Source organism: Krasilnikovia sp. MM14-A1004, assembly GCF_047159485.1.
Lineage (GTDB): Bacteria > Actinomycetota > Actinomycetes > Mycobacteriales > Micromonosporaceae > Actinoplanes.
In genome coordinates this window covers 908953-928155 of the sequence record NZ_AP038773.1, presented here as the reverse complement: position 1 = coordinate 928155, position 19203 = coordinate 908953, and the positions used below count along the sequence as shown (strand labels likewise).

Below are 19203 nucleotides of genomic sequence, written 5' to 3'. Positions count from 1 at the left end.
TCCCCCGAGTCGATTCGGCCAGAGGTCATAGTCTGCCCGACCCGATCAGCGGGCCCGCCCGTGCCCCCGGGGTTTTTCAGGCCAGGTCGAGGGCGCGGGCGGCGGTCACCACGTCGTTGCCGATGGTGGTGGGCTTGGGGGCGGTGCTGATCGCCCACTCCGGGTCCTTGAGGCCGTGGCCGGTGACCGTGCAGACGATGGTCGCGCCCGCGGGCACCCGGCCCGCCTCGGCCTGCTGCAGCAGCCCCGCCACGCTGGCCGCGCTGGCCAGCTCCACGAAGACACCCACCTCGCGGGCCAGCAGCCGGTACGCGTTGAGGATCTCCCGGTCGGTGACGGCCTCGATCAGCCCGCCGGAGGTGTCCCGTGCGTCCAGCGCCTTCGTCCAGCTGGCCGGGTTGCCGATCCGGATCGCGGTGGCGATCGTTGACGGCTCCGGCACCACCTGGCCGTTGACGATCGGGGCGGCGCCGGAGGCCTGGAAGCCGTACATCTTCGGCAGGCGCTTGGCGTTGCCCGCCTCGTGGTCCTCCAGATAGCCCATCCAGTACGCGGAGATGTTGCCCGCGTTGCCCACCGGCAGGCAGTGGATGTCCGGGGCGTCGCCGAGCGCCTCGACGATCTCGAACGCGGCCGTCTTCTGCCCGTGCAGGCGGAAAATGTTCACCGAGTTGACCAGGGAGACCGGGTAGTCCTGGGACAGCTTGGAGGCCAGCGCGAGGCAGTCGTCGAAATTGCCGTCGACCTGCAGCAGCTTGGCGCCGTGCACGAGTGCCTGGGCCAGCTTGCCCAGCGCGATCTTGCCCTGCGGCACGAGCACCGCGCAGGTCAGCCCGGCGCGGGCCGCGTACGCGGCGGCCGACGCGCTGGTGTTGCCCGTGGACGCGCAGATGATGGCCTTGGAGCCGTCCTCTACCGCCTTGGACACCGCCATCGTCATGCCACGGTCCTTGAAGGACCCGGTGGGGTTGGCGCCCTCCACCTTCAGGTACACCTCGGCGCCGACGCGGCGCGACAGCACCGGGGCGGGCACGAGCGGGGTGTTCCCCTCGTGCAGCGTGACGACCGGCGTGGCATCGGTGACCGGCAGCCGGTCCCGGTACGCCTCGATCAGTCCCCGCCAGCTCATCTCGTACCCCTTCATGCCTGCGACCGTTCGATGATGCCGTACCCGGGATTTTGGGACGGCCAGAGACCACCTGGCGGGATTACGCGCCGCCCTCGACCCGCAGCACGCTCGCGATCGACCTGACGATGTCGAGCTGCTCCAGTTCCGCGACCGTGGCGGCCAGGTGCGAGTCGGGAGCGCCGTGCGTGACGATCACCAGGGTGGCGTCGGCGTCGCGGCCGGACTGGCGCACCGTGGCGATGGAGACCTCGTGCTTGGCGAACACCCCGGCCACGGTGGCCAGTACGCCCTGCCGATCGGCCACGTCGAGGCTGATGTGGTAGCGGGTGACCGCCTCGCCGATCGGCCGGATCGGCAGGTGCGCGTAGACGCTCTCGCTCGGGGCGCGGGTGCCCGCGAGGCGGTTGCGGGCGGCCGCGACCACGTCGCCCAGCACGGCGCTGGCGGTGGGCGTACCCCCGGCTCCCCGGCCGTAGAACATCAGCTGCCCCGCGGCCTCGGCCTCGACGAACACCGCGTTGAACGCGTCACCCACACCGGCCAGCGGGTGGCTGCGCGGGATCATCGCCGGGTGCACCCGCACGCTGACCGACTCGGCGCCGTGGGAGTCGGGGCCGCGCTCGGCCAGGCAGAGCAGCTTGATCGTGCAGCCCATCTCCTTGGCGCTGGCCACGTCGCCCGCGGTCACCCCGGTCATGCCCTCGCGGAACACGTCGGCCGCGGTGACCCTGGTGTGGAATGCCAGCGAGGCGAGGATGGCGGCCTTGGCGGCGGCGTCGAAACCCTCCACGTCGGCCGTGGGGTCGGCCTCCGCGTAGCCCAGCTCGGTGGCCTCCTCCAGGGCTTCCGTGAAGCCCGCCCCGGTGGCGTCCATGGACGACAGGATGTAGTTCGTGGTGCCGTTCACGATGCCGGTCACCCGGGTGATCCGGTCCCCGTGCAGCGACTCGCGCAGCGGGCGCAGCAGCGGGATCGCGCCCGCCACGGACGCCTCGTAGTACAGGTCTGCGCCGCCCTCGGCCGCCGCGTCGTGCAGCGTGCCGCCGTCCTCGGCCAGCAGCGCCTTGTTGGCCGTGATCACGCTCTTGCCCGCGCGCAGCGCCTCGACGATCCAGCTGCGGGCGGGTTCGATGCCGCCGACGACCTCGATCACCACGTCCACGTCGTCGCGCTTGACCAGGCCCAGCGCGTCCGTGGTGAACAGGGCCGGATCGATCGGTACGTCGCCGCGCTGGCGGCCCGGACGGCGCACCGCGATACCGACCAGCTCCAGCGGCGCCCCGATCCGCGCCGTCAGGTCACCGGCCTGGTCGTGCAGCAGCCGGACCACCTCGGCGCCGACGGTGCCGCACCCCAGCAGTGCGAGCCGTATCGGTTTGCGCTCTGTACTCATCCCACATCCAGATTCAGCAGGTCGGCCTCGGTCTCCCGCCGGACGATCACCCGCGACTCCCCGTCACGCACCGCGACCACCGGGGGCCGGGGCACGTGGTTGTAGTTGCTGGCCATGCTCCGGCAGTACGCCCCAGTACCGGGTACCGCGAGAAGATCTCCGGGCTGCACGTCGGCGGGCAGGAATTCATCCTTCACGAGGATGTCCCCGCTTTCACAATGCTTTCCCACGACGCGGGCCAGCAACGGTTCGGCCGCCGACACGCGCCCGGCCACCGTGGCGGAGTACGACGCGTCGTACAGCGCGGTGCGGATGTTGTCGCTCATCCCGCCGTCCACGCTCACGTACGTGCGGATGCCGTCGACGTCCTTGACCGTGCCCACCTCGTACAGGGTGAGGACGGCCGGGCCCACGATGGCCCGGCCGGGCTCGATGGACAGTTTCGGGACGCGCAGCCCGGCCAGGTCGCATTCCGACTCGACGATCTTGTTGATCCGCTTCGCCAGATCCGACGCGGGCGACGGATCGTCCTGCGTGGTGTACGCGATGCCGAAGCCCCCGCCCAGGTCCAGCTCCACCAGCTCGACCCCGCGCGCGTCGCGGATCTGCGCCTGCAGCTCCAGCACCCGCCGCGCGGCCACCTCGAACCCTGACGTGTCGAAGATCTGCGACCCGATGTGCGAGTGCAGCCCGCGCAGGTCCAGCACGTCCTCGTCGAGAACGCGCACGGCCGCCTCGAACGCGGCCCCACCGGCCAGCGAGAAGCCGAACTTCTGGTCCTCGTGCGCGGTCGCGATGAACTCGTGGGTATGCGCCTCCACCCCGACCGTGACCCGGATCAGCACGGCGGGCCGGACCCCGCGCTCGCGGGCCAGCGCCGTGAGCCGGTCGATCTCGTGGAAGGAGTCGAGGATGATCCGCCCCACCCCCGCGTCCAGCGCCCGGGTCAGCTCCGCGACGGACTTGTTGTTGCCGTGGAAGCCGAGCCGCTCGGGCGGGAAGCCCGCCGCCAGCGCCACCGCCAGTTCCCCGCCGGAGCACACGTCGAGGAACAGGCCCTCCTCGGCGACGATCCGCACGACCGCCTTGCACAGGAACGACTTGCCCGCGTAGTAGACGTCCGCACCGGCGAAGGCCGCCGCGAAGTCGCGGCAGCGGGCCCGCAGGTCATCCTCGTCCAGCAGGTAGGCCGGGGTGCCGTGCTCCGCGGCCAGGTCGCGCACGCTGAGCCCGCCGATGGTCAGGGCCCCGTCGTCCGCGCGGGTCACGGTCCGCGGCCACAGCTGCGGCACGAGGGCGTTGACGTCCTCCGGGGTACGCAGCCACGCCGGTCCCCGGCTGCCCAGGTCACCGTGCAGCGCACCCGCCTCATGAGCCCTCACGGGTCACATCCTTTCCGGCGCGGAGACGCCGAGCAGCCCCAACCCGTTCGCGATCACCGTACGGGTGGCGTCGTTGAGCCAGAGCCGGGCGCGCTGGAGATCGGTGATCGGCTCGTCGCCCATGGGCAGCACCCGGCACTTGTCGTAGAACCGGTGGTACGCCCCCGCGACCTCCTCCAGGTACCGGGCGACCCGGTGCGGCTCGCGCAGCTCGGCCGCGCTGGCCACCACGGCCGGATACTCCCCCAGCGCCTTGAGCAGGTCGTTCTCCTTCTCGTGGCTGAGCAGCCCCGGCTGGAACGCGTCCGCCTCGCCGCGGGTCAGACCGACCTCGGCGGCGTTGCGGGCCACCGCGGCGGTACGCGCGGCCACGTACTGGACGTAGTAGACCGGGTTGTCGCGGGTGGCCCGCGTCCACAGGTCGATGTCGATGTCGATCGAGGAGTCGGAGGAGTAGCGGGCCAGCGCGTACCGGGCCGCGTCGACGCCGAGCGCGTCCACGAAGTCCTCCAGCGTGATCACCGTGCCGGCGCGCTTGCTCATCCGCAGCGGCTCGCCGTCGCGCACCAGGTTGACCATCTGGCCGATGAGGATCTCCAGGTTGGTCGCCGGGTCGTCGCCGAAGCACGCGGCCATGGCCTTCATCCGGCCGATGTAGCCGTGGTGATCGGCACCCAGCATGATCACGACCCGGTCGAAGCCGCGCTTGCGCTTGTCCAGGTAGTAGGCGCAGTCCGCGGCGAAATACGTCCAGTCGCCGTCCGACTTGCGCAGCACCCGGTCCTTGTCGTCGCCGAAGTCGGTGGTGCGCAGCCAGGTCGCCCCGTCGGACTCGTAGATGTGGCCCTGCTCACGCAGCCGGACCAGGGCCTCGTCCAGCTCGCCCCGGTCGTGCAGGTCCTTCTCGTTGAAGTACGTGTCGAAGCGCACCCCGAACTGGGTCAGCGACGCCTTGATCTCGGCGAACATCAGCTGCACGCCCTCGACCCGGAACACCTCCAGCGCCTCGGCCTCGGGACGCAGCAGCGCGTCCGGCACCGCGAGCAGCACCGCCGCCGCGATCTCGGCGATGTACGCGCCGCCGTACCCGCCGTCGGGCACCGGGTCGCCCTTGGCGCTGGCGTACAGGGACTTGGCGAACCTGTCGATCTGGGACCCGGCGTCGTTGAAGTAGTACTCCGTGCCGACGTCGGCGCCGGAGGCGCTCAGCAGCCGGGCGAGCGCATCGCCGACCGCCGCCCACCGGACACCACCGATGTGCACGGGGCCCGTGGGGTTGGCGGAGACGAACTCCAGGTTGATCCGCTGACCGGCCAGGCGCGCGGTGTGGCCGTACTCTCCGCCGGCGAGGACGATGTCGCGGGCCAGCTGGCCGGCCGCGGCGGCATCCAGGCGGATGTTGAGAAAGCCCGGCCCGGCGATCTCCACGCTCTTGATCCCGGGACGTCGGCCCAGCTCGTCGGCGAGCCCGGCGGCCAGCTCGCGGGGCACGACCCCGGCCCGCTTGCCGAGCTGCATGGCCAGCGTCGAGGCGTAGTCGCCGTGCTCGGGGTTGCGGGGCCGCTCGACGGTCGTCGCGGCGGGCAGCAGGGTCGTGTCGAGGCCGCGGGCGGCGAACACGGCCCGTGCGGCGTCGAGAACGATGATGGCGAGGTCGGCGGGAGTCACCGAGTCATGCTATCCGGGTAGACTTTGGCGTTCGGCGGCGTCCCGGTGCCCTGCTCACGGGCCCGGCCCTCAATTTCGAACACATTGACGAGGCACGATGAGCATGAGCACCCCGGGTCCCGAACGGAACCCGTCCACCGTGAAGGTCGACAAGACGTCCGGCCAGGGCAAGCCCCCGGCGGGCGGCGCCAAGCCCGCCGCGAAGGCCGGTGGCGCCAAGCCCGGCGGCACGAAGCCCGGCGCAGCGAAGCCGGGCGCCAAGGGCAAGGGCCGCAAGCCCGTCACGCCGGTCAAGGTCAGCGGCGGCCGCAGCTGGGGCCCCATCGCGATGGTCGGCGCCGTCGTGCTCGTCGCGGTGGGCATCATCGGCTTCGGCGCGTACGCGGCGGTGCAGGGCGGCAAGTCGTGGGAAGACAAGGCCGCCGACATCAAGGGCATCGTGAACTACCGCGCCCAGAAGAACCCGCAGATCGACGCCCGGGACCACAAGGACGGTCCGCAGACGTACGTCACCAACCCGCCGGTGGGCGGCGCGCACAACCCGGTGTGGCAGAACTGCATGGGTGACGTGTACACCGAGCCGATCGCCAACGAGCACGCGGTGCACAGCCTGGAGCACGGGGCCGTCTGGGTCACGTACAAGCAGGGGCTGCCCGCCGACCAGGTCGCCGAGCTGGCCGACAAGGTCAAGGGCAAGGATTACCTGCTGATGAGCCCGGTCGCGAACCTCGACAAGAACGTCGCGCTGCAGGCCTGGGGCTACCAGCTCAAGGTCGACAACGCGAACGACCCGCGGATCGACGACTTCATCAAGGACCTGCGGCTCAACGCAACCATGGAGCCCGGCGCGGCCTGCTCCGGCGGCAACACCACGACCGGCCCGGTGACCGCCGCCTCCAACGGCACCAGCATGAACAAGTGATGGACGCGCCGACCGACGCGGACTCGGCGACCGCCGAGTCCGGCGACGAACCCCAGCGGCCCACCGGGCGCCGCTGGGGGGTCGGCTGGATCGCCGCGGGGCTCGTCCTGGGCCTGGTGGTCGGCGCGGCCCTGGGCCTGCTGATTCCCCGTTTGCGTACGCCGGGCGACGACTCGGTCGAGGCGGGATTCCTGCGCGACATGAGCACGCACCACGCCCAGGCGGTCGAGATGTCCATGATCGCCCACGCGAACTCCACGAACCCGGAGATCGTCACCCTGGCCGGTGACATCGCGCTCACCCAGCACGGGCAGATCGGCTACATGCAGGCCTGGCTGCGCGACTGGGGGCTCAGCCCGACCAGCTCGCAGCAACCGATGGCGTGGATGCCCAACTCGGCGGGCTCGGTGGTCAACGGCCTCATGCCCGGCATGGCCACCCCCGAGGCGATCGCGACGCTGCGCAAGGCCACGGGCAAGGACCTGGACATCCAGTACCTGACCCTGATGCGCAAACATCACCTGGGCGGGATCCACATGGCCCAGGAGGCGCTGAGGCTGTCCGACGACGAGGACGTGACCTGGCTCGCCCAGACCATGGTCGCCAGCCAGCAGGGCGAGATCAACCTGATCGACGACCTGCTCAAGAAGCTGCAGACGAGCTGACCGCGGCGCGCCGCCGGAGCCGGTTGGTCAGGCTCCGGCGGTGCCTGCTAGGCTTCTCAGCGCTGAGCCCCCGTAGCTCAGGGGATAGAGCGTCGCCCTCCGGAGGCGAAAGCGCAGGTTCGAATCCTGCCGGGGGCACATTCGCTCATCAGGACTTTCAGGCCGCTGACCAGCATCAACAGGGTCGGCGGCCTTACTCGTCCTCCGGCCATGTCCGCCCGCACGGTGGCAGCTGCCGGCGTCAGCGGGGCGTGACCGCCCTCGACCGGGCACTGGGCGGGCTCCATCCGAGAGCGTTCCTGGCCCGGACGACCGCCGCGTACGTGACGCCCTTCCGGACGGGCAGCTTGACCTCGAACGACCGGGCCGACGCGGCGGCGGCGTACGCCCTCGCCGAGACCCTCCGCCCGTTCTTCAGGGTGATGACGGTGACCTCGTAGCCCCTGACGGCGCTACCGCCGGTCGCGGCCGGAGCCGACCACCCGTACACGGCGGTCGTGCCGCCCCCCTTGCGGCCCGCCTTCGAAGCACCGATCCCCGGCGCGTCGGGGACGGTGGTGAACGCCACCGACCGCGCGCTGACGGGGCCTGTGCCGGCGCTGTTGCGTGCCGCCACCGTCGCCCGGTACGTCGCACCCCGAACCAGCCCCGAGACCGTCAGCGACGTCCCCGACGTGGTGTACGTCCTCGACCCGACGCCAACCAGGTACCCGGTGACGGCGGCGCCGCCGTCGTCGGCCGGCCCCGTCCAGGTGAGCTTCAGGCTGCCGCGCCCGACGTCGGGCACGGCCTGCAGTCCGCGGACCACGCCGGGCGCGACCGGCGTCCCCTCCACCGAACCGGTGGTGGCCGGGCTCCCACCGACGGAGTTCACGGCGATCACGGACACCGTGTGGCTGCCCGTCGTGACGGCCGGCCACGAACGGCTGGTGACGCCCGCGGCGACCCGCACCGGGGCAGCGCCGTCGAGCGAGACGTCGTAGCCGAGGAGATCCGCACCGCCGTCGTCGGCGGGCGCCGCCCAGGTGGCGGTCAGTCCGTCCTCGGCGGTGATGCTCGCGGTCAGGTCCGCGGGAACGCCGGGCACGGTGACGGCGGCCAGGTCGCAACCGGTGGTCGCCATCGTGTACGCGCCGAGGCTGCCGTAATCGTCGTAGTCGTCGACCGGATCACCGGCACCGCCTTCCTCGGCACCGCCGCCGTCCACGATCGCGTAGTAGCGGCCGGTCGGCAGCGTCGTGGCGACGGTGGCGTTCATTCCGGTGATCTGCGGGCCCATGACGTACGCCCCGTCCACCCACGGCCACGGCTCGGGCCCGTCCGCCTCGGTGGTGGCCGGGGCCGCGGCGGCGACCGGATTCCCGGCGGCGTCCACGACGGTGAGGACCACGTCGAGGTCGGGGCCCGTCGCCGCGGGCTGCGCGGTGACGGTCGTCGTGCCGGTGCAGGTGCCGAGCGCGTAGTAGTCGATGTCGCTGCGGCTGGTGATGTAGGCGGTGCCGTTCGTCATCCGCGCGGCGGTCGCCCTGGTGCTGCCCGCCTCGTCGGCGCGGAGCGGCGCATGGGAGGCGAGGACGGCGACGTCGTCCTGGTGGTTGTTCGCGTCGGCGTAGTCGCCCTTGGACCACTGGGTGACGCCGTGGTAGTAGCCGACACCCATGATCGGCGCCCACGGCTCGTGGCCCTCGTCGTAGCTGCCGTCGCCATCAGCGGTGGTGCCGTCGTGGGTCAGGTCGAGGGTGTGCCCGACCTCGTGGGACACGGCCTCCGCGATGGACTGGGGGAGGTCGCTGGTGCCGGCCGGGAACACCCATGCGTCCTGGTACCACCCGGCGGTCTCGGTGGCACCGAAGGTCCCGAGCCACGCGATGCCGCCGCAGGCGCGGTCGCACAGGCTCGCCCAGGCGGTGTCGCTGTCGGTGATGACGAGGTGGGTGCCGTAGTCGGCGTCGAACGAGTTCGTGCGCGTCAACGCGGCCTCACCCGGATCCTGCGTCGTGACGTCGACGTTGAACGGCGCGTAGTCCTCGGCGACGCGGGCCCAGATCTCCTGGATCGCGACCCGCTCGCGATCGGCGAACCCCGTACCGTCGTGCAGCGGATCCCAGCCCGCGTACGAGCCCTGCGCGAGCCCCTGGCCGGTCCAGGCGATGGTGCCGACGTCGACGCCGTCGAAGTCGAGATAGATGGTCCGGTGGCTGCCGGGCAGGCTGTGCAGCGCGAAGGTCTGGTCGAGCGGTGCGGCCGAGGCGGCCGAAGCGGAGGGCGCCGCCGAAGCAGAAGGGACCGCGGCAGCCGGTAGTGCGTCCTTGACGAAGAGGCGGCCGGAATGATCCAGCCACATCGTCGGATCGTCGGTCAACAGCCGGGTCAGCTCCGCGGCGCTGCGCCCGTTGAGGCGAGCGACGCCGGGGAGTTGCTTGCCCAGCGCTCGGATGGCGCTGCGGCCGTGCACCGGCCCCGGCAGGTCGCGGATTGCCGCAGCCCCGGATCCCGGCGGGAGGGACCTGGTGTCCGCGCTGCCCGCGGCCGGTGCCGGCGGGATGTCCGCGGCCGGCGGAGCGACCTGCGCGGCGGTGGCCGCGCTCGGCGCCCTGGACGCGGTGCTCGTCTCCAGGGCCGTGGCGCCGAAGACCAGGACGAGAACGGCCAGCCCCGGAGGGAGGAGGGCGCGCATCGGCTTCGGCATAGTTGAGTTGATCGACGGGATGGAGCCGGCGTTGAGCCAAAGCGGCTGACCGTTTACGGTGCGCCGCCGGTGACCCGGCCCGTTCCGGCGATCTCGGTGGCCGGGCACGGCGACGTCGAGGAGGATCGTCCAGATGGCGAACCGGTCGGCCGCGGTGACGGCGTTGCGGGGACTCGCTCTGGGCGATGCCTTCGGTGAGACGTGGTTCTTCCGGCCCGCGCATGAGCTGGAGCGGGCCGTGGCCGAGCGGCGGCTCAGTGACGGGCCCTGGCCATGGACCGACGACACCGCCATGGCGCTGTCACTGCTGCGCGTACTGCGCGAGTGCGGGCACGTCGACCAGGACGCGCTGGCGGCCGCGTTCGCCGGCAGCTACGCCGCCGATCCGCACCGGTCCTACGGCCCTTCCATGCATGACGTGCTGCGCGCGATCGGCGCCGGCGAGCCGTGGCCGGACGTCACCCGCCGCAAGTTCGACGGCATGGGGTCTTGGGGCAACGGCGCCGCCATGCGGGTCGCCCCGCTCGGCGCCTGGTTCTGCGACGACCTGCAGGCGGTGGTGGCCGAGGCATCCCGGTCGGCGGTGGTCACCCACGCGCACCCGGAGGCCGTCGCCGGGGCCGTCGCGGTGGCCGTCGCGGCGGCGCTCAGCGTCCGCGGCGTCGCCGGCGACGAACTGATCGAGGGGGCCGCCGAGCAGGTGGCCGACAGCGAGGTGGGGTCGCGGCTGCGCCGGGCGTCGCGGATCGCCCCGTCGGCCGACCCGCGCCACGCCGGGGAGATGCTCGGCTGCGGCCGTCAGATCTCGGCCGTGGACACGGTGCCGTACGCGATCTGGTGTGCCGCCCGGCACCTGGACGACCTCCCGGAAGCGCTCTGGGCCACCGCCCTGCCGGGCGGCGACATCGACACCACCTGCGCGATCGTCGGCGGCATAGTCGCCGGCCGTACGGGGCTGGCCGGAGTGCCCGCGCCGTGGCTTGCCGCCTGCGAATCGCTGCCCGAGTGGGTCGGGGCCGCCTGAACCCGCACGATTCCCGCCGCCGGTCGTCCGGCCCGCCGCCCGGATAGCAGCCCGGCATCAAGGGCCGATCCAGAGGACCTCAGCTTTTCCACAGGAAAACCACAGGCGCATCCGTACGCTCGGCCGGTCCTGTGGACTGCGTCACAAATGGTGCAGACCTGGACAGGTAGTGAGCTGTTCCGGGAGCAGGCGGTGGCGGCGTTGTCGCCACCGCCTTTCCGTACCTCGTGAGGGCCCCTTCCCGGCCTGATCGCACCCCGGCGCCCCACCGTCGCGAGCGGCGGTCAGGCGCCTCTCGTTCGTTGAAAGGGAGCCCCGTCCCATGCCTCGACCCGATGGCGCACCGCCGAGCACGACGGCATCCGATCCGTCGACGAAGCCCTCGATTCTGACTCCGGGACGCACGGCCCGGCTCACCGTCGCGGCGGTGCTGGCCGCCGCGGCCGGCGTCACCGTCATGTCCGGCGGCGCCGCTGCCGCGGCCGGACTGCCGGTCTTCCCGGACAATCTGGTCATCTTCCCCGACCGGGACTTCATTACGGTCGAGGGCTACCAGGACCACATCGGCGAGACCGGCATCATCGAGGTCACCCGGCCCGGCGTGGGCGTCATCGGCTCTGCCGCCGGTGTCGTCGCCGAGGGTGACGTCGCGTTCGAGATCAACCACCCCGGCGGCTACTGCTGGGGTGCGGGCACCGGACTGAAGATCACCCCCGACATCCAGCCGGGCGACGTCGCCTCGATCCGCTTCGGGGACACCCCTGTCGCGCAGACCGTGGCGGGCGACGCGTATGTCACCGGCGACGCCGTGCAGGACGGCACCACGGTCACCGTGACCGGGCACATCGGGCCCAGCGTGGACCGGGCCAACACCGAGCAGCGGATCGTCGAGCCCGCGCTGACCGACACCGCCGTGGGCCGACGCGACGTCCGGGCCCTGCCCGGCCCGCTGACCGCGGCGCCGCGCGGCGGCTACCGGTCCGGCATGACGTTCAGCGGTGACACGTTCACCGCGACGTACATCTTCGATGACCCGGCCGTCGCCCGGATCGCCGCCAACGCCGGCCTCGGCGAACGGCTGCTGTCCTGGGAGTTCACCGACCCCGACGCCAACCGGCAGGGCCTGACCATCGCCGAGCACGGCGAAGCGGGCGGCCCCGGCATGGGTGGATGCCCCAACGGGCCGCTGCAGTCCGGCCCGCCCGGCCCGCCCGATGTCACCGCGGTGAAGGTGGCCGGCGGCGTGAAGCTCAGCTGGACGCCGTCCGTCGCGCTGCCGGGCACGCCCGCCATCACGGGTTACCGGGCGACGGCGGTCGCGCGGACCACCACCGGTGGTGAGCAGGCGGAGATCGGCCGGCGGATCAGCGGGCAGGCCGCCAAGGGCACCACGATCAGCGGGCTGTCGGACACCGAGACGTACGACATCGAGGTGGTCGCGGTCAGCAGCGTGGGACAGACCTACCCGCCGGTGATCGCGCAGCCGCAGACCGACGTCACACCGCCCACGGTGACCGCGTCGGTGGCGACCGGCAGCTACCCCACCGCCCGGCAGGTGACGCTGAACGCCAGCGAGTCCGGCTCGGAGATCTACTACACCACCGACGGCACCGATCCGATCGTGGCCGACGTCCTCTCCCCCGACGCCGTGCTCTACACCGGGCCGATCACCGTCTCGGCGACGTCGACGCTGAAGTTCGTCGCGTTCGACCTGGCGGGCAACGTCTCGGCGATCGGCGAGCGGACGTACACCATCACCGACACGCCGACCCCGAACGCGCCCACCTTCGGCGCGTCGACCGTCGGCACCGAACAGGTCACCCTGTCCTGGTCCGCCACGGACCCGTCGATCACCGGCTACGGCGTCCAGGTCACGGACAAGGACGGCACCGCGGTCGGCGACCTGCGGGAGACCACCGAGACGACGATGACCATCACCGGCCTCACGCCGGACACGCCGTACTTCTTCACGGTGCAGGCGAAGAACGCCAACGGGTACGGCTCGCCCTCGGACCGGCTGGGACCGCTGACCCCGCAGGGCGCGGTGGTGGCCAACGCCGGTGTCGACCGCACCGCCGTGGCCCGCAACACCACGGTCACGCTGTCCGGAGCGGGCTCCACGGCGAACGCCACGTACGCGTGGACCCAGCTCGCCACCGGGACCACCGGTCCGATCGCCGCCGGTGATCCGGACCGGGTCACGCTGGCCGGCGCCGACACGCTCAGCCCCAGCTTCACCATGCCGCTCTACAAGTTCCCGATGACCAACAAGGGGCTGACCTTCCGGCTCACCGTCACCACGGCGGCCGGTTCGAAGAGCGACGACGTGCTCATCACCCCGACCGTCGACCGGGTCACGATCGGCACCGCGAAGTGGAAGACCGGCGACTTCAGAATCACCGGCTCCGGGTCGTTCGTCGGCGCCACCCTGTCGCTCCACTCCGGATCGCTGGCCGGACCGGTGCTGGGCACCACCACCATCACGGCCGCCGGTGACTACGACCTTCGACTGCGCGACGGGCAGGCCCCATCCAGCCGGCCCGCCGTCATCTACATCGAGTCGAACCAGGGCGGAGTGGCCGGGCCGTTCACCGTCTCCTGACGGCCGGATCGCACGCCACCTACCGGGGGGCTCGCCGCGCTGGCGGGCCCCCCGGTAGCACCTGTTCCGGCGCCCATTCGACCTTGCGCCAATCAGGCCGCTGACCAGCGAGAACATCGGTCAGCGGCCTGACTCGTCACGACGGTGCGGCGGCCACGGCCGACGGTACGGTGGCGGGGGCCTGGAGGGTGAGTTCGAAGATGGAGCCGTGTCCGGGTGCGGGATGGTAGGTGATGTCTGCGCCGTTGGCGCGGGCGAGTTCGCGGACGATGTAGAGGCCGAGTCCGGTGCCGGGCACGGTACCGGCGGTGGTGCCGGCGCGGGCGAAGCGGTCGAAGAGCCGGGTGCGGAAGTCGGGCGGCACGCCGGGTCCCTGGTCGTGGACCTGGATGGTGACGGTCGGGGTGTGCGGGACGGGCCGGGCGATGATCGCGGTGGCGCCGCCGCCGTATTTCGCGGCGTTGCTGATCAGGTTGGTCAGGATGTGGTCGAGGTGGCCGGGCTGGATCGCGGCGATCAGGTCGGGTGGGCAGCTGACCGCGATGGTGGTGGTGGTGGCGGTGGCGGCCAGCGCGGCGTCGATGTGTTCGGCGACCCGGATCGGTTGGGGCAGGGCGGTGAGCCGGCCGGCGTCGATACTGACCAGGACGAGGACCTCATGCACGATGGTGTCCACCCGCCGGGTACTGCGGTGGATCTTCACGAGGAGGTCCTCCAGCGGGGCGGGCAGGTCGTGTTCGGCCAGGGCCAGGTCGATGTATCCGAGGATCATCGCGAGCGGGTTGTTGATCTCGTGGCCGAGCATGCCGATCAGGTCGGCCTTGAGCCGGTTCGCCGCTTCCAGTTCCCGGTTACGGCCGGCGAGTAGGCGGTGCGCGTCGTCGCGGGCGGCCTCGGCGGCCGTGCGGGCGCTGATGTCCTGGAAGATGCTGACCAGATGATCGGGCCGGCCGTCGCCGTCACGGACCGCGGAGACCGTGACATGCACGGGCAACGGGCGCTGCCCGGCCCGCTGCAGCGACAGTTCCCGGCTGATCACCGGCCGGTGATCGGCGATGACCGCGCCCAGCTCCCGCCGGTGGGTGGCCCGCTCCGCCGGGCCGAACAGATCGGTCAGCCTGCTCCCGGCGAGTTTCTCCGCGCTCGTACCGACCATCGTCAAAAACGCCGGGTTCGCCACCTCGATCCGGTCGTCGGTGCCGTGGATGACCTGCCCCACTGCGGCGTGTTCGAAATACGACCGGATCCGCCGCTCGCTGTCGGCCAACCGCCGGTTCGTCGCCGCCAGATCAGCGGTCCGGGCCCGCACCGTGCTCTCCAACGCGTCGTAGAGGATCGCATTGTCCAACGACACGGCGAGCTGCCCGGCGATCAACCGGACCGTCTCCAACCGGTCAGTCGAGAACACCCCCCGCTGCCGGCGATTCTCCAGCACCAGCACCGCCCGCGCCACATTGTGGCTGGGCACCGGCATCACCAGCAGCGCACACAGCTCCAACCCGGCCAGATACGGATCGCGGGCGAACCGATCATCCCGGGTCGCGTCCACGGCCAGCAACGGCTCCCCGGTCCGCAGCACATACCGGATCGCGGACATCGGCAGACGCCGCTCATCGTGATGCGCCGGATCATGCAGCAACGTGGCCCCACCACCCCGATACTCGCCCGCGATCGACGACACATACCAGCCCGACGTCTCCCGCTGCTGCAACACCAGATGCGCATCGGTCGCACCCGTCATCGTGCTCAACAGATCACCGACCTGCTCCTGCAAACCAGCCACAGTGGTCTGCGAACTGAGCACCTGCGACACCCGCAGAATCGCCATCAGATCAATGTGACGCGACGGATCGGACTGGACACCACTGGGCCCGGCGGCCGGTGCGGCGGCCGTGCGCAGGAACGGATGAGCCGTCTCCAGCGCGTCGACCTTGCCGACGGCGCCCCACCGGTGGTAGCCGTCGCGGGCCTCGGCGAGCAGGTGGCGGCCGAGGTACTGGAGCCCCTGGTCGAGGTGGAACAGGCCGGCGCGTTCGGCGATCAGCGCCCGGTGCCACGGTCGCCCGGACACCTCGTTCAGGGCGGCGTCGAACTGCTGCGCGGCGGTCGCCAGGTCGCCGAACGTCCAGGCCCGTTCGGCGTCGACGAGCCGCAGCAGGGCCCGGAAGTTGCGGGGGCAGTCGTCGGCGCGCCGGGCCAGCCAGTCACGGACGCTGTCGAGTTCCGCGGCCACCGCCGGATCGTCCTCCCCGGCGCGGATCCGGGACGTCAGGCTGAGTGCGCGGGTCAGCCGGGCCAGCACCGACACGTAGTAGCCGCGCAGAAATGGACCGTCCGCGATCGCCGCGGCGGAGTGCTCGTCGAGTGCCGGGCGATCGTCGAACAGCAGCGCCGCGAAGGCACGGTTGGCGTGGTACGTGGCCCGCGGCGCCCCGAAGGAACTGATCGCCGACCGGTACCCGACCTCGTCGAAGCCGCCGGTGGCGAACGACCCCGGACCCGCGGTCCGTCCCTGCAGGGCCAGAATCAGCTGCCGGTAGCCGGTCATGATCAGCGTGGCGAGGTGCCCACCGGTCCGCTCCGCGAACGCCAGGTACGGGCTCAGCTCCTCGCCGACCGCCTCCAGGGTCTCGGTGCTGTCCAGCAGCACCGCGATGAGCCGGTTCGCCACCATGCTGGCGACCTGCACGTCGCCGGCCGCCAGCAGGTCGTCGCGAACCTGGCGGGCCGCGTCGAGGATGTCCTCGAGCGGCTCGAACCAGTGCGCGGCCAGGCAGACGTTCATGTACCGGGCGATGGCGGTTTCGGCCTGGTAACCGTGCTGCTCGCCGACGCGGATGACGTGCTGGTTCAGCAGGTAGCCGGTGCGGTAGTCGTCGCGCAGGCCGATGGTCAAGCCGGTCACGGCACCCAACGTGCCGACGAACGGCGGGCAGACGCCGTGCCGTTCCCACAGCTCCTGCGCCTTGAGCACCAGCCAGTCCCACAGCACCGCCGAGTTGAGCTGCCAGGTGGGCGCGAGCAGGCGGTTGATCAGCCGCCCGGCCGCGACGATGCGCGGGTCTGTCGTCTCCGCGTCGCGGTCGGCGCGCGTGCCGGCGTCGAGTTGGGCGACCCACCGGTACAGCCGTTGGATGCGTGTCCTGATGGAACGGTTCAGGTCCCGGGGTGGGACGATGCCCAGCCGGCGCAGCACCGCCAGGCCGAGGTCGATGGCGGCCGTGTTGTTGCCGCGCTGGGTCAGGCTGTTGATCTGAGTGACCGTGGCGCGCGAGAGGGTCAGCAGGTCGGGCGACCGGCTGACCAGGTCGTGGTAGACGTTGTCGGCGTCGGTGAGGCGGCCGAGGCAGTAGAGCGCGGCGTGCCGGTCCACGGCGATGGCGTCGCCGGCCCGCTCGCCGTGCCGGCCCGCTTTCTTGGCGAGGGTGGCGGCGCAGCTGAACAGCTCGTCGGCGACCTGGAAATTGGTCAGCTGGGTCGCCCGGCGACCGGCCGCGTGCAGCAGCGTCGCCGCCAGCTGCTGCTCGCGGGGTTGCTGCAGCAGAGCGGCCACGGCGAGGTACTGCTCGGCGGCCTCCTGCTGGGCGTCCTCGCTGGTGGCCAGGCGCCGGGCCATGGCCAGTTGCAGCTGGTCGCGTCGTTCGCCGGTGAGATCGTTGTGCGCGGCTCCCTGGATCAGGTCGTGCCGGAACCGGACCGTCGCTGTCGCGGTGCCGGGCCGCTCCAGCAGGACCATCCGCCCGGCGACGGCCGTGGCGAGGTGCTGGACCAGGACGCTCTCCGGCGTGTGCAGAGCCGTGGCCAGCAGCGCCGGCCGGGTGTCGCCGCCGAGGCAGGCCAGCGCCGTCAGCGTCCGCCGGGTCTGCTCGGGCAACTGCCCGATCCGGGCCGCCACCAGCTCCGGGACATGGTGCCGGGTGACGAACTCGCGGACCGCGTCCGCGTCCCAGCGCCAGCCGTCATCCGTCAGGGCCAACAGGCCGTCGGCGCGCAGCGCGTTGAGCAACTCCACCGACGCGTACGGATTACCCTCGCTGCCCTGATTGATCAGTTCGGCCAGACCGGCAGCCGAGGTCGGCGGCATCCGCAGGACCGCGCCGACCAGCTCGGCGAGGCTGCCCGGGGCGAGCCCGCCCAGCCGGACCGGCGGGGTGGTCAGGCCCTCGCGTTCCCAGCGCGCGGCCAGCGGGGTCAGCGGGTGACCGTCATCCACCTCCCGGTCGCGGTAGGTGGCCACGACGAGCAGGCCCGGGATCGGACCGGCCGAGATGACGGCGTCCAACACCCGCAACGAGGAACCGGAGGCCCACTGCAGATCATCGATGGCCATGACGACAGGGCGGCGCCCTGCGACGGTGCGCAACAGCGCGACGAGGGCGGTGCTGATCCGGCCGGATGCGGTGCCAGGGTCGTCCGACATGGACCCGTCCGCCGAACCGAGCAGGGGTGTCATCTCGGGGACGGCGGTGGTGATGGCCGCGGCGTACGGGCCGAGCGCGGCGGTCAGCCGGTCCCGGTCGGTGGCCATCTCCGGTTCCGGCTCGGCGAGGAGCAGGCCGGCGACGGCAGCCACGGCACGCCGGATGCCGCCGCTGCCGGTGCCGGTACGGAACTGGTCGTACTTGCCGGTGACGAACCACCCGCCGCGTGCGGTGATCGCCGGGCGCAGTCCGGCCACCAGCGTGCTCTTGCCGATCCCGGGCGGCCCGGCGATCAGCACGGCCGGGCCACCACCGGCCTGCGCCTGATCCAGCGCCGCATCCAGCAGCCGGATCTCCCCGTCCCGGCCGACCAGCTCGGCCGGGCCGGACAGCACCGCCGGGAAGTCCCGCTCGCCCAGCCGCCAACCGGAACCCGGCCCGGCGTCGAAACGGCGCAGATCGTGAGCGAGGGCCTCGGCGCTCTGGTACCGGCGGTCGGGGTCCTTCTCCAGCAGCCGCATGATGATCTCGCCGAGGCGCCGCGGAATCCGCGGATTAGGGTCCGTGGGGAACGGCGGCACCCGGACCAGGGTGTCGCGGACCAGTTCAAGCGGGTCGTCGCCGGGAAACGGCGCGGCGCCGGTCGCCAGCGCGTACAGGGTGGCGCCCAGGCCGTACAGGTCGGAGCGCCGGTCGACCGGCAGCCGCAACCGGCCGGTCTGCTCCGGGGGCAGGTAGCCGAGCGTGCCCAGCGGCTCGTCCGGTGGCGCGGATCCGCCCGGCCCGTCCCCGACGACCACGGCCAGGTCGAAATCGATCAACACCGGCCGGCCCGAGCCGGAGATCATCAGATTGGCCGGGGTGATGTCGCGGTGCAGGACCCCGGCCCGGTGAACGGCGGCAAGGGTGTCGGCGAGCTCGCGGGCGACCTTCACCAGGCGACCCACCGGCAGCCGGATACGGGGCGGGGTGGGAGCGCCGTGGTCGTGCAGCATCAGGATCTGCCGACCCTGGCGGTCCGCCAGGCCGGGGATTCCGGCGATACCGGCGAGATGGCGCAGGACGGAACGTTCGTGATCGACCCGCCCGACCGCCCCTGGGCCCCGGGCGCGTTTGCAGATCAGCGGGTCGGCGTCGCCGGGGGCGCTCTGGCGGAGGACGTTCGTCCGGTAGCTGCGATACAGCAGCGCCTCTGCCATAAATCGAAAGTTATGCCACTTGCCAGGTGATCACACGATTTTTCCTCACAAAGGCAGCGGAACCATCTGACCAGCGAGAACCACCGGCCGGCGGCCCGGCCGAGGAGCT

The 19203-nt window shown here is 71.8% G+C and carries 10 protein-coding genes and 1 tRNA gene; 5 read left to right on the top strand and 6 right to left on the bottom strand.

All coding sequences use genetic code 11. The features are described 5' to 3' along the window. Positions 1–76 precede the first annotated feature (76 nt). The 4 genes from thrC to argS form a co-directional block, all read right to left on the bottom strand. Positions 77–1144 (bottom strand): threonine synthase, encoded by a 1068-nt coding sequence (gene thrC / locus ACMCNN_RS04395; RefSeq protein ID WP_412744889.1) that lies wholly within the window; start codon positions 1142–1144, stop codon positions 77–79. A 64-nt stretch (positions 1145–1208) separates the two neighbouring features. Further along, positions 1209–2522: a homoserine dehydrogenase gene (locus tag ACMCNN_RS04390; protein ID WP_412744888.1), complete on the bottom strand. Its 1314-nt coding sequence runs from the start codon at positions 2520–2522 to the stop codon at positions 1209–1211. Then, the gene (gene lysA / locus ACMCNN_RS04385; protein ID WP_412744887.1) at positions 2519–3904 is read right to left on the bottom strand and encodes a diaminopimelate decarboxylase; all 1386 of its coding nucleotides are present in this window, start codon (positions 3902–3904) and stop codon (positions 2519–2521) included. The genes ACMCNN_RS04390 and lysA overlap by 4 nt, the downstream gene beginning before the upstream one ends. A 3-nt stretch (positions 3905–3907) precedes the next feature. Further along, positions 3908–5572 carry an arginine--tRNA ligase gene (gene argS, locus ACMCNN_RS04380; protein ID WP_412744886.1) on the bottom strand — a complete coding sequence of 555 codons (1665 nt, stop codon included), beginning with the start codon at positions 5570–5572 and terminating at the stop codon, positions 3908–3910. Between the two features lie 97 nt (positions 5573–5669). Here argS and ACMCNN_RS04375 point away from each other — a divergent pair, with 97 nt between their 5' ends. The 3 genes from ACMCNN_RS04375 to ACMCNN_RS04365 all read left to right on the top strand — a co-directional run bounded on the left by ACMCNN_RS04375 (position 5670) and on the right by ACMCNN_RS04365 (position 7297). After that, a complete protein-coding gene (locus tag ACMCNN_RS04375; protein WP_412744885.1) occupies positions 5670–6494 on the top strand; it encodes a DUF3105 domain-containing protein in 825 nt (274 codons plus the stop codon). Continuing rightward, positions 6494–7159, top strand: coding sequence for a DUF305 domain-containing protein (locus tag ACMCNN_RS04370; protein ID WP_412747050.1), 666 nt, complete (start codon positions 6494–6496; stop codon positions 7157–7159). Before ACMCNN_RS04375 ends, ACMCNN_RS04370 begins: the two co-directional genes overlap by 1 nt. Before the next feature lie 66 nt (positions 7160–7225). After that, positions 7226–7297 (top strand) — tRNA-Arg (locus ACMCNN_RS04365). A gap of 103 nt (positions 7298–7400) precedes the next feature. On the opposite strand, the gene ACMCNN_RS04360 is transcribed toward ACMCNN_RS04365, so the two are convergent. After that, a complete protein-coding gene (locus ACMCNN_RS04360; RefSeq protein ID WP_412744884.1) occupies positions 7401–9836 on the bottom strand; it encodes a fibronectin type III domain-containing protein in 2436 nt (811 codons plus the stop codon). Positions 9837–9981: 145 nt separating this feature from the next. On the opposite strand from ACMCNN_RS04360, the gene ACMCNN_RS04355 reads away from it, so the two are divergent. Both ACMCNN_RS04355 and ACMCNN_RS04350 read left to right on the top strand, forming a co-directional pair. Then, positions 9982–10872: an ADP-ribosylglycohydrolase family protein gene (locus tag ACMCNN_RS04355; protein ID WP_412744883.1), complete on the top strand. Its 891-nt coding sequence runs from the start codon at positions 9982–9984 to the stop codon at positions 10870–10872. 322 nt (positions 10873–11194) lie between these two features. After that, positions 11195–13474, top strand: coding sequence for a fibronectin type III domain-containing protein (locus ACMCNN_RS04350; protein ID WP_412744882.1), 2280 nt, complete (start codon positions 11195–11197; stop codon positions 13472–13474). A 136-nt stretch (positions 13475–13610) separates the two neighbouring features. Here ACMCNN_RS04350 and ACMCNN_RS04345 read toward each other — a convergent pair whose 3' ends face one another. Next, on the bottom strand, positions 13611–19094 hold the full coding sequence (locus ACMCNN_RS04345; RefSeq protein ID WP_412744881.1) for an AAA family ATPase: 5484 nt from the start codon (positions 19092–19094) through the stop codon (positions 13611–13613). Between the last annotated feature and the right edge of the window lie 109 nt (positions 19095–19203).

Coding starts and splice junctions, on each gene's coding strand:
- ACMCNN_RS04375 (WP_412744885.1), top strand. CDS start 5,670: ATGAGCATGAGCACCCCGGGTCCCGAACGGAACCCGTCCACCGTGAAG.
- ACMCNN_RS04345 (WP_412744881.1), bottom strand. CDS start 19,094: ATGGCAGAGGCGCTGCTGTATCGCAGCTACCGGACGAACGTCCTCCGC.
- ACMCNN_RS04370 (WP_412747050.1), top strand. CDS start 6,494: ATGGACGCGCCGACCGACGCGGACTCGGCGACCGCCGAGTCCGGCGAC.
- ACMCNN_RS04360 (WP_412744884.1), bottom strand. CDS start 9,836: ATGCGCGCCCTCCTCCCTCCGGGGCTGGCCGTTCTCGTCCTGGTCTTC.
- ACMCNN_RS04355 (WP_412744883.1), top strand. CDS start 9,982: ATGGCGAACCGGTCGGCCGCGGTGACGGCGTTGCGGGGACTCGCTCTG.
- ACMCNN_RS04350 (WP_412744882.1), top strand. CDS start 11,195: ATGCCTCGACCCGATGGCGCACCGCCGAGCACGACGGCATCCGATCCG.
- ACMCNN_RS04390 (WP_412744888.1), bottom strand. CDS start 2,522: ATGAGTACAGAGCGCAAACCGATACGGCTCGCACTGCTGGGGTGCGGC.
- thrC (WP_412744889.1), bottom strand. CDS start 1,144: ATGAAGGGGTACGAGATGAGCTGGCGGGGACTGATCGAGGCGTACCGG.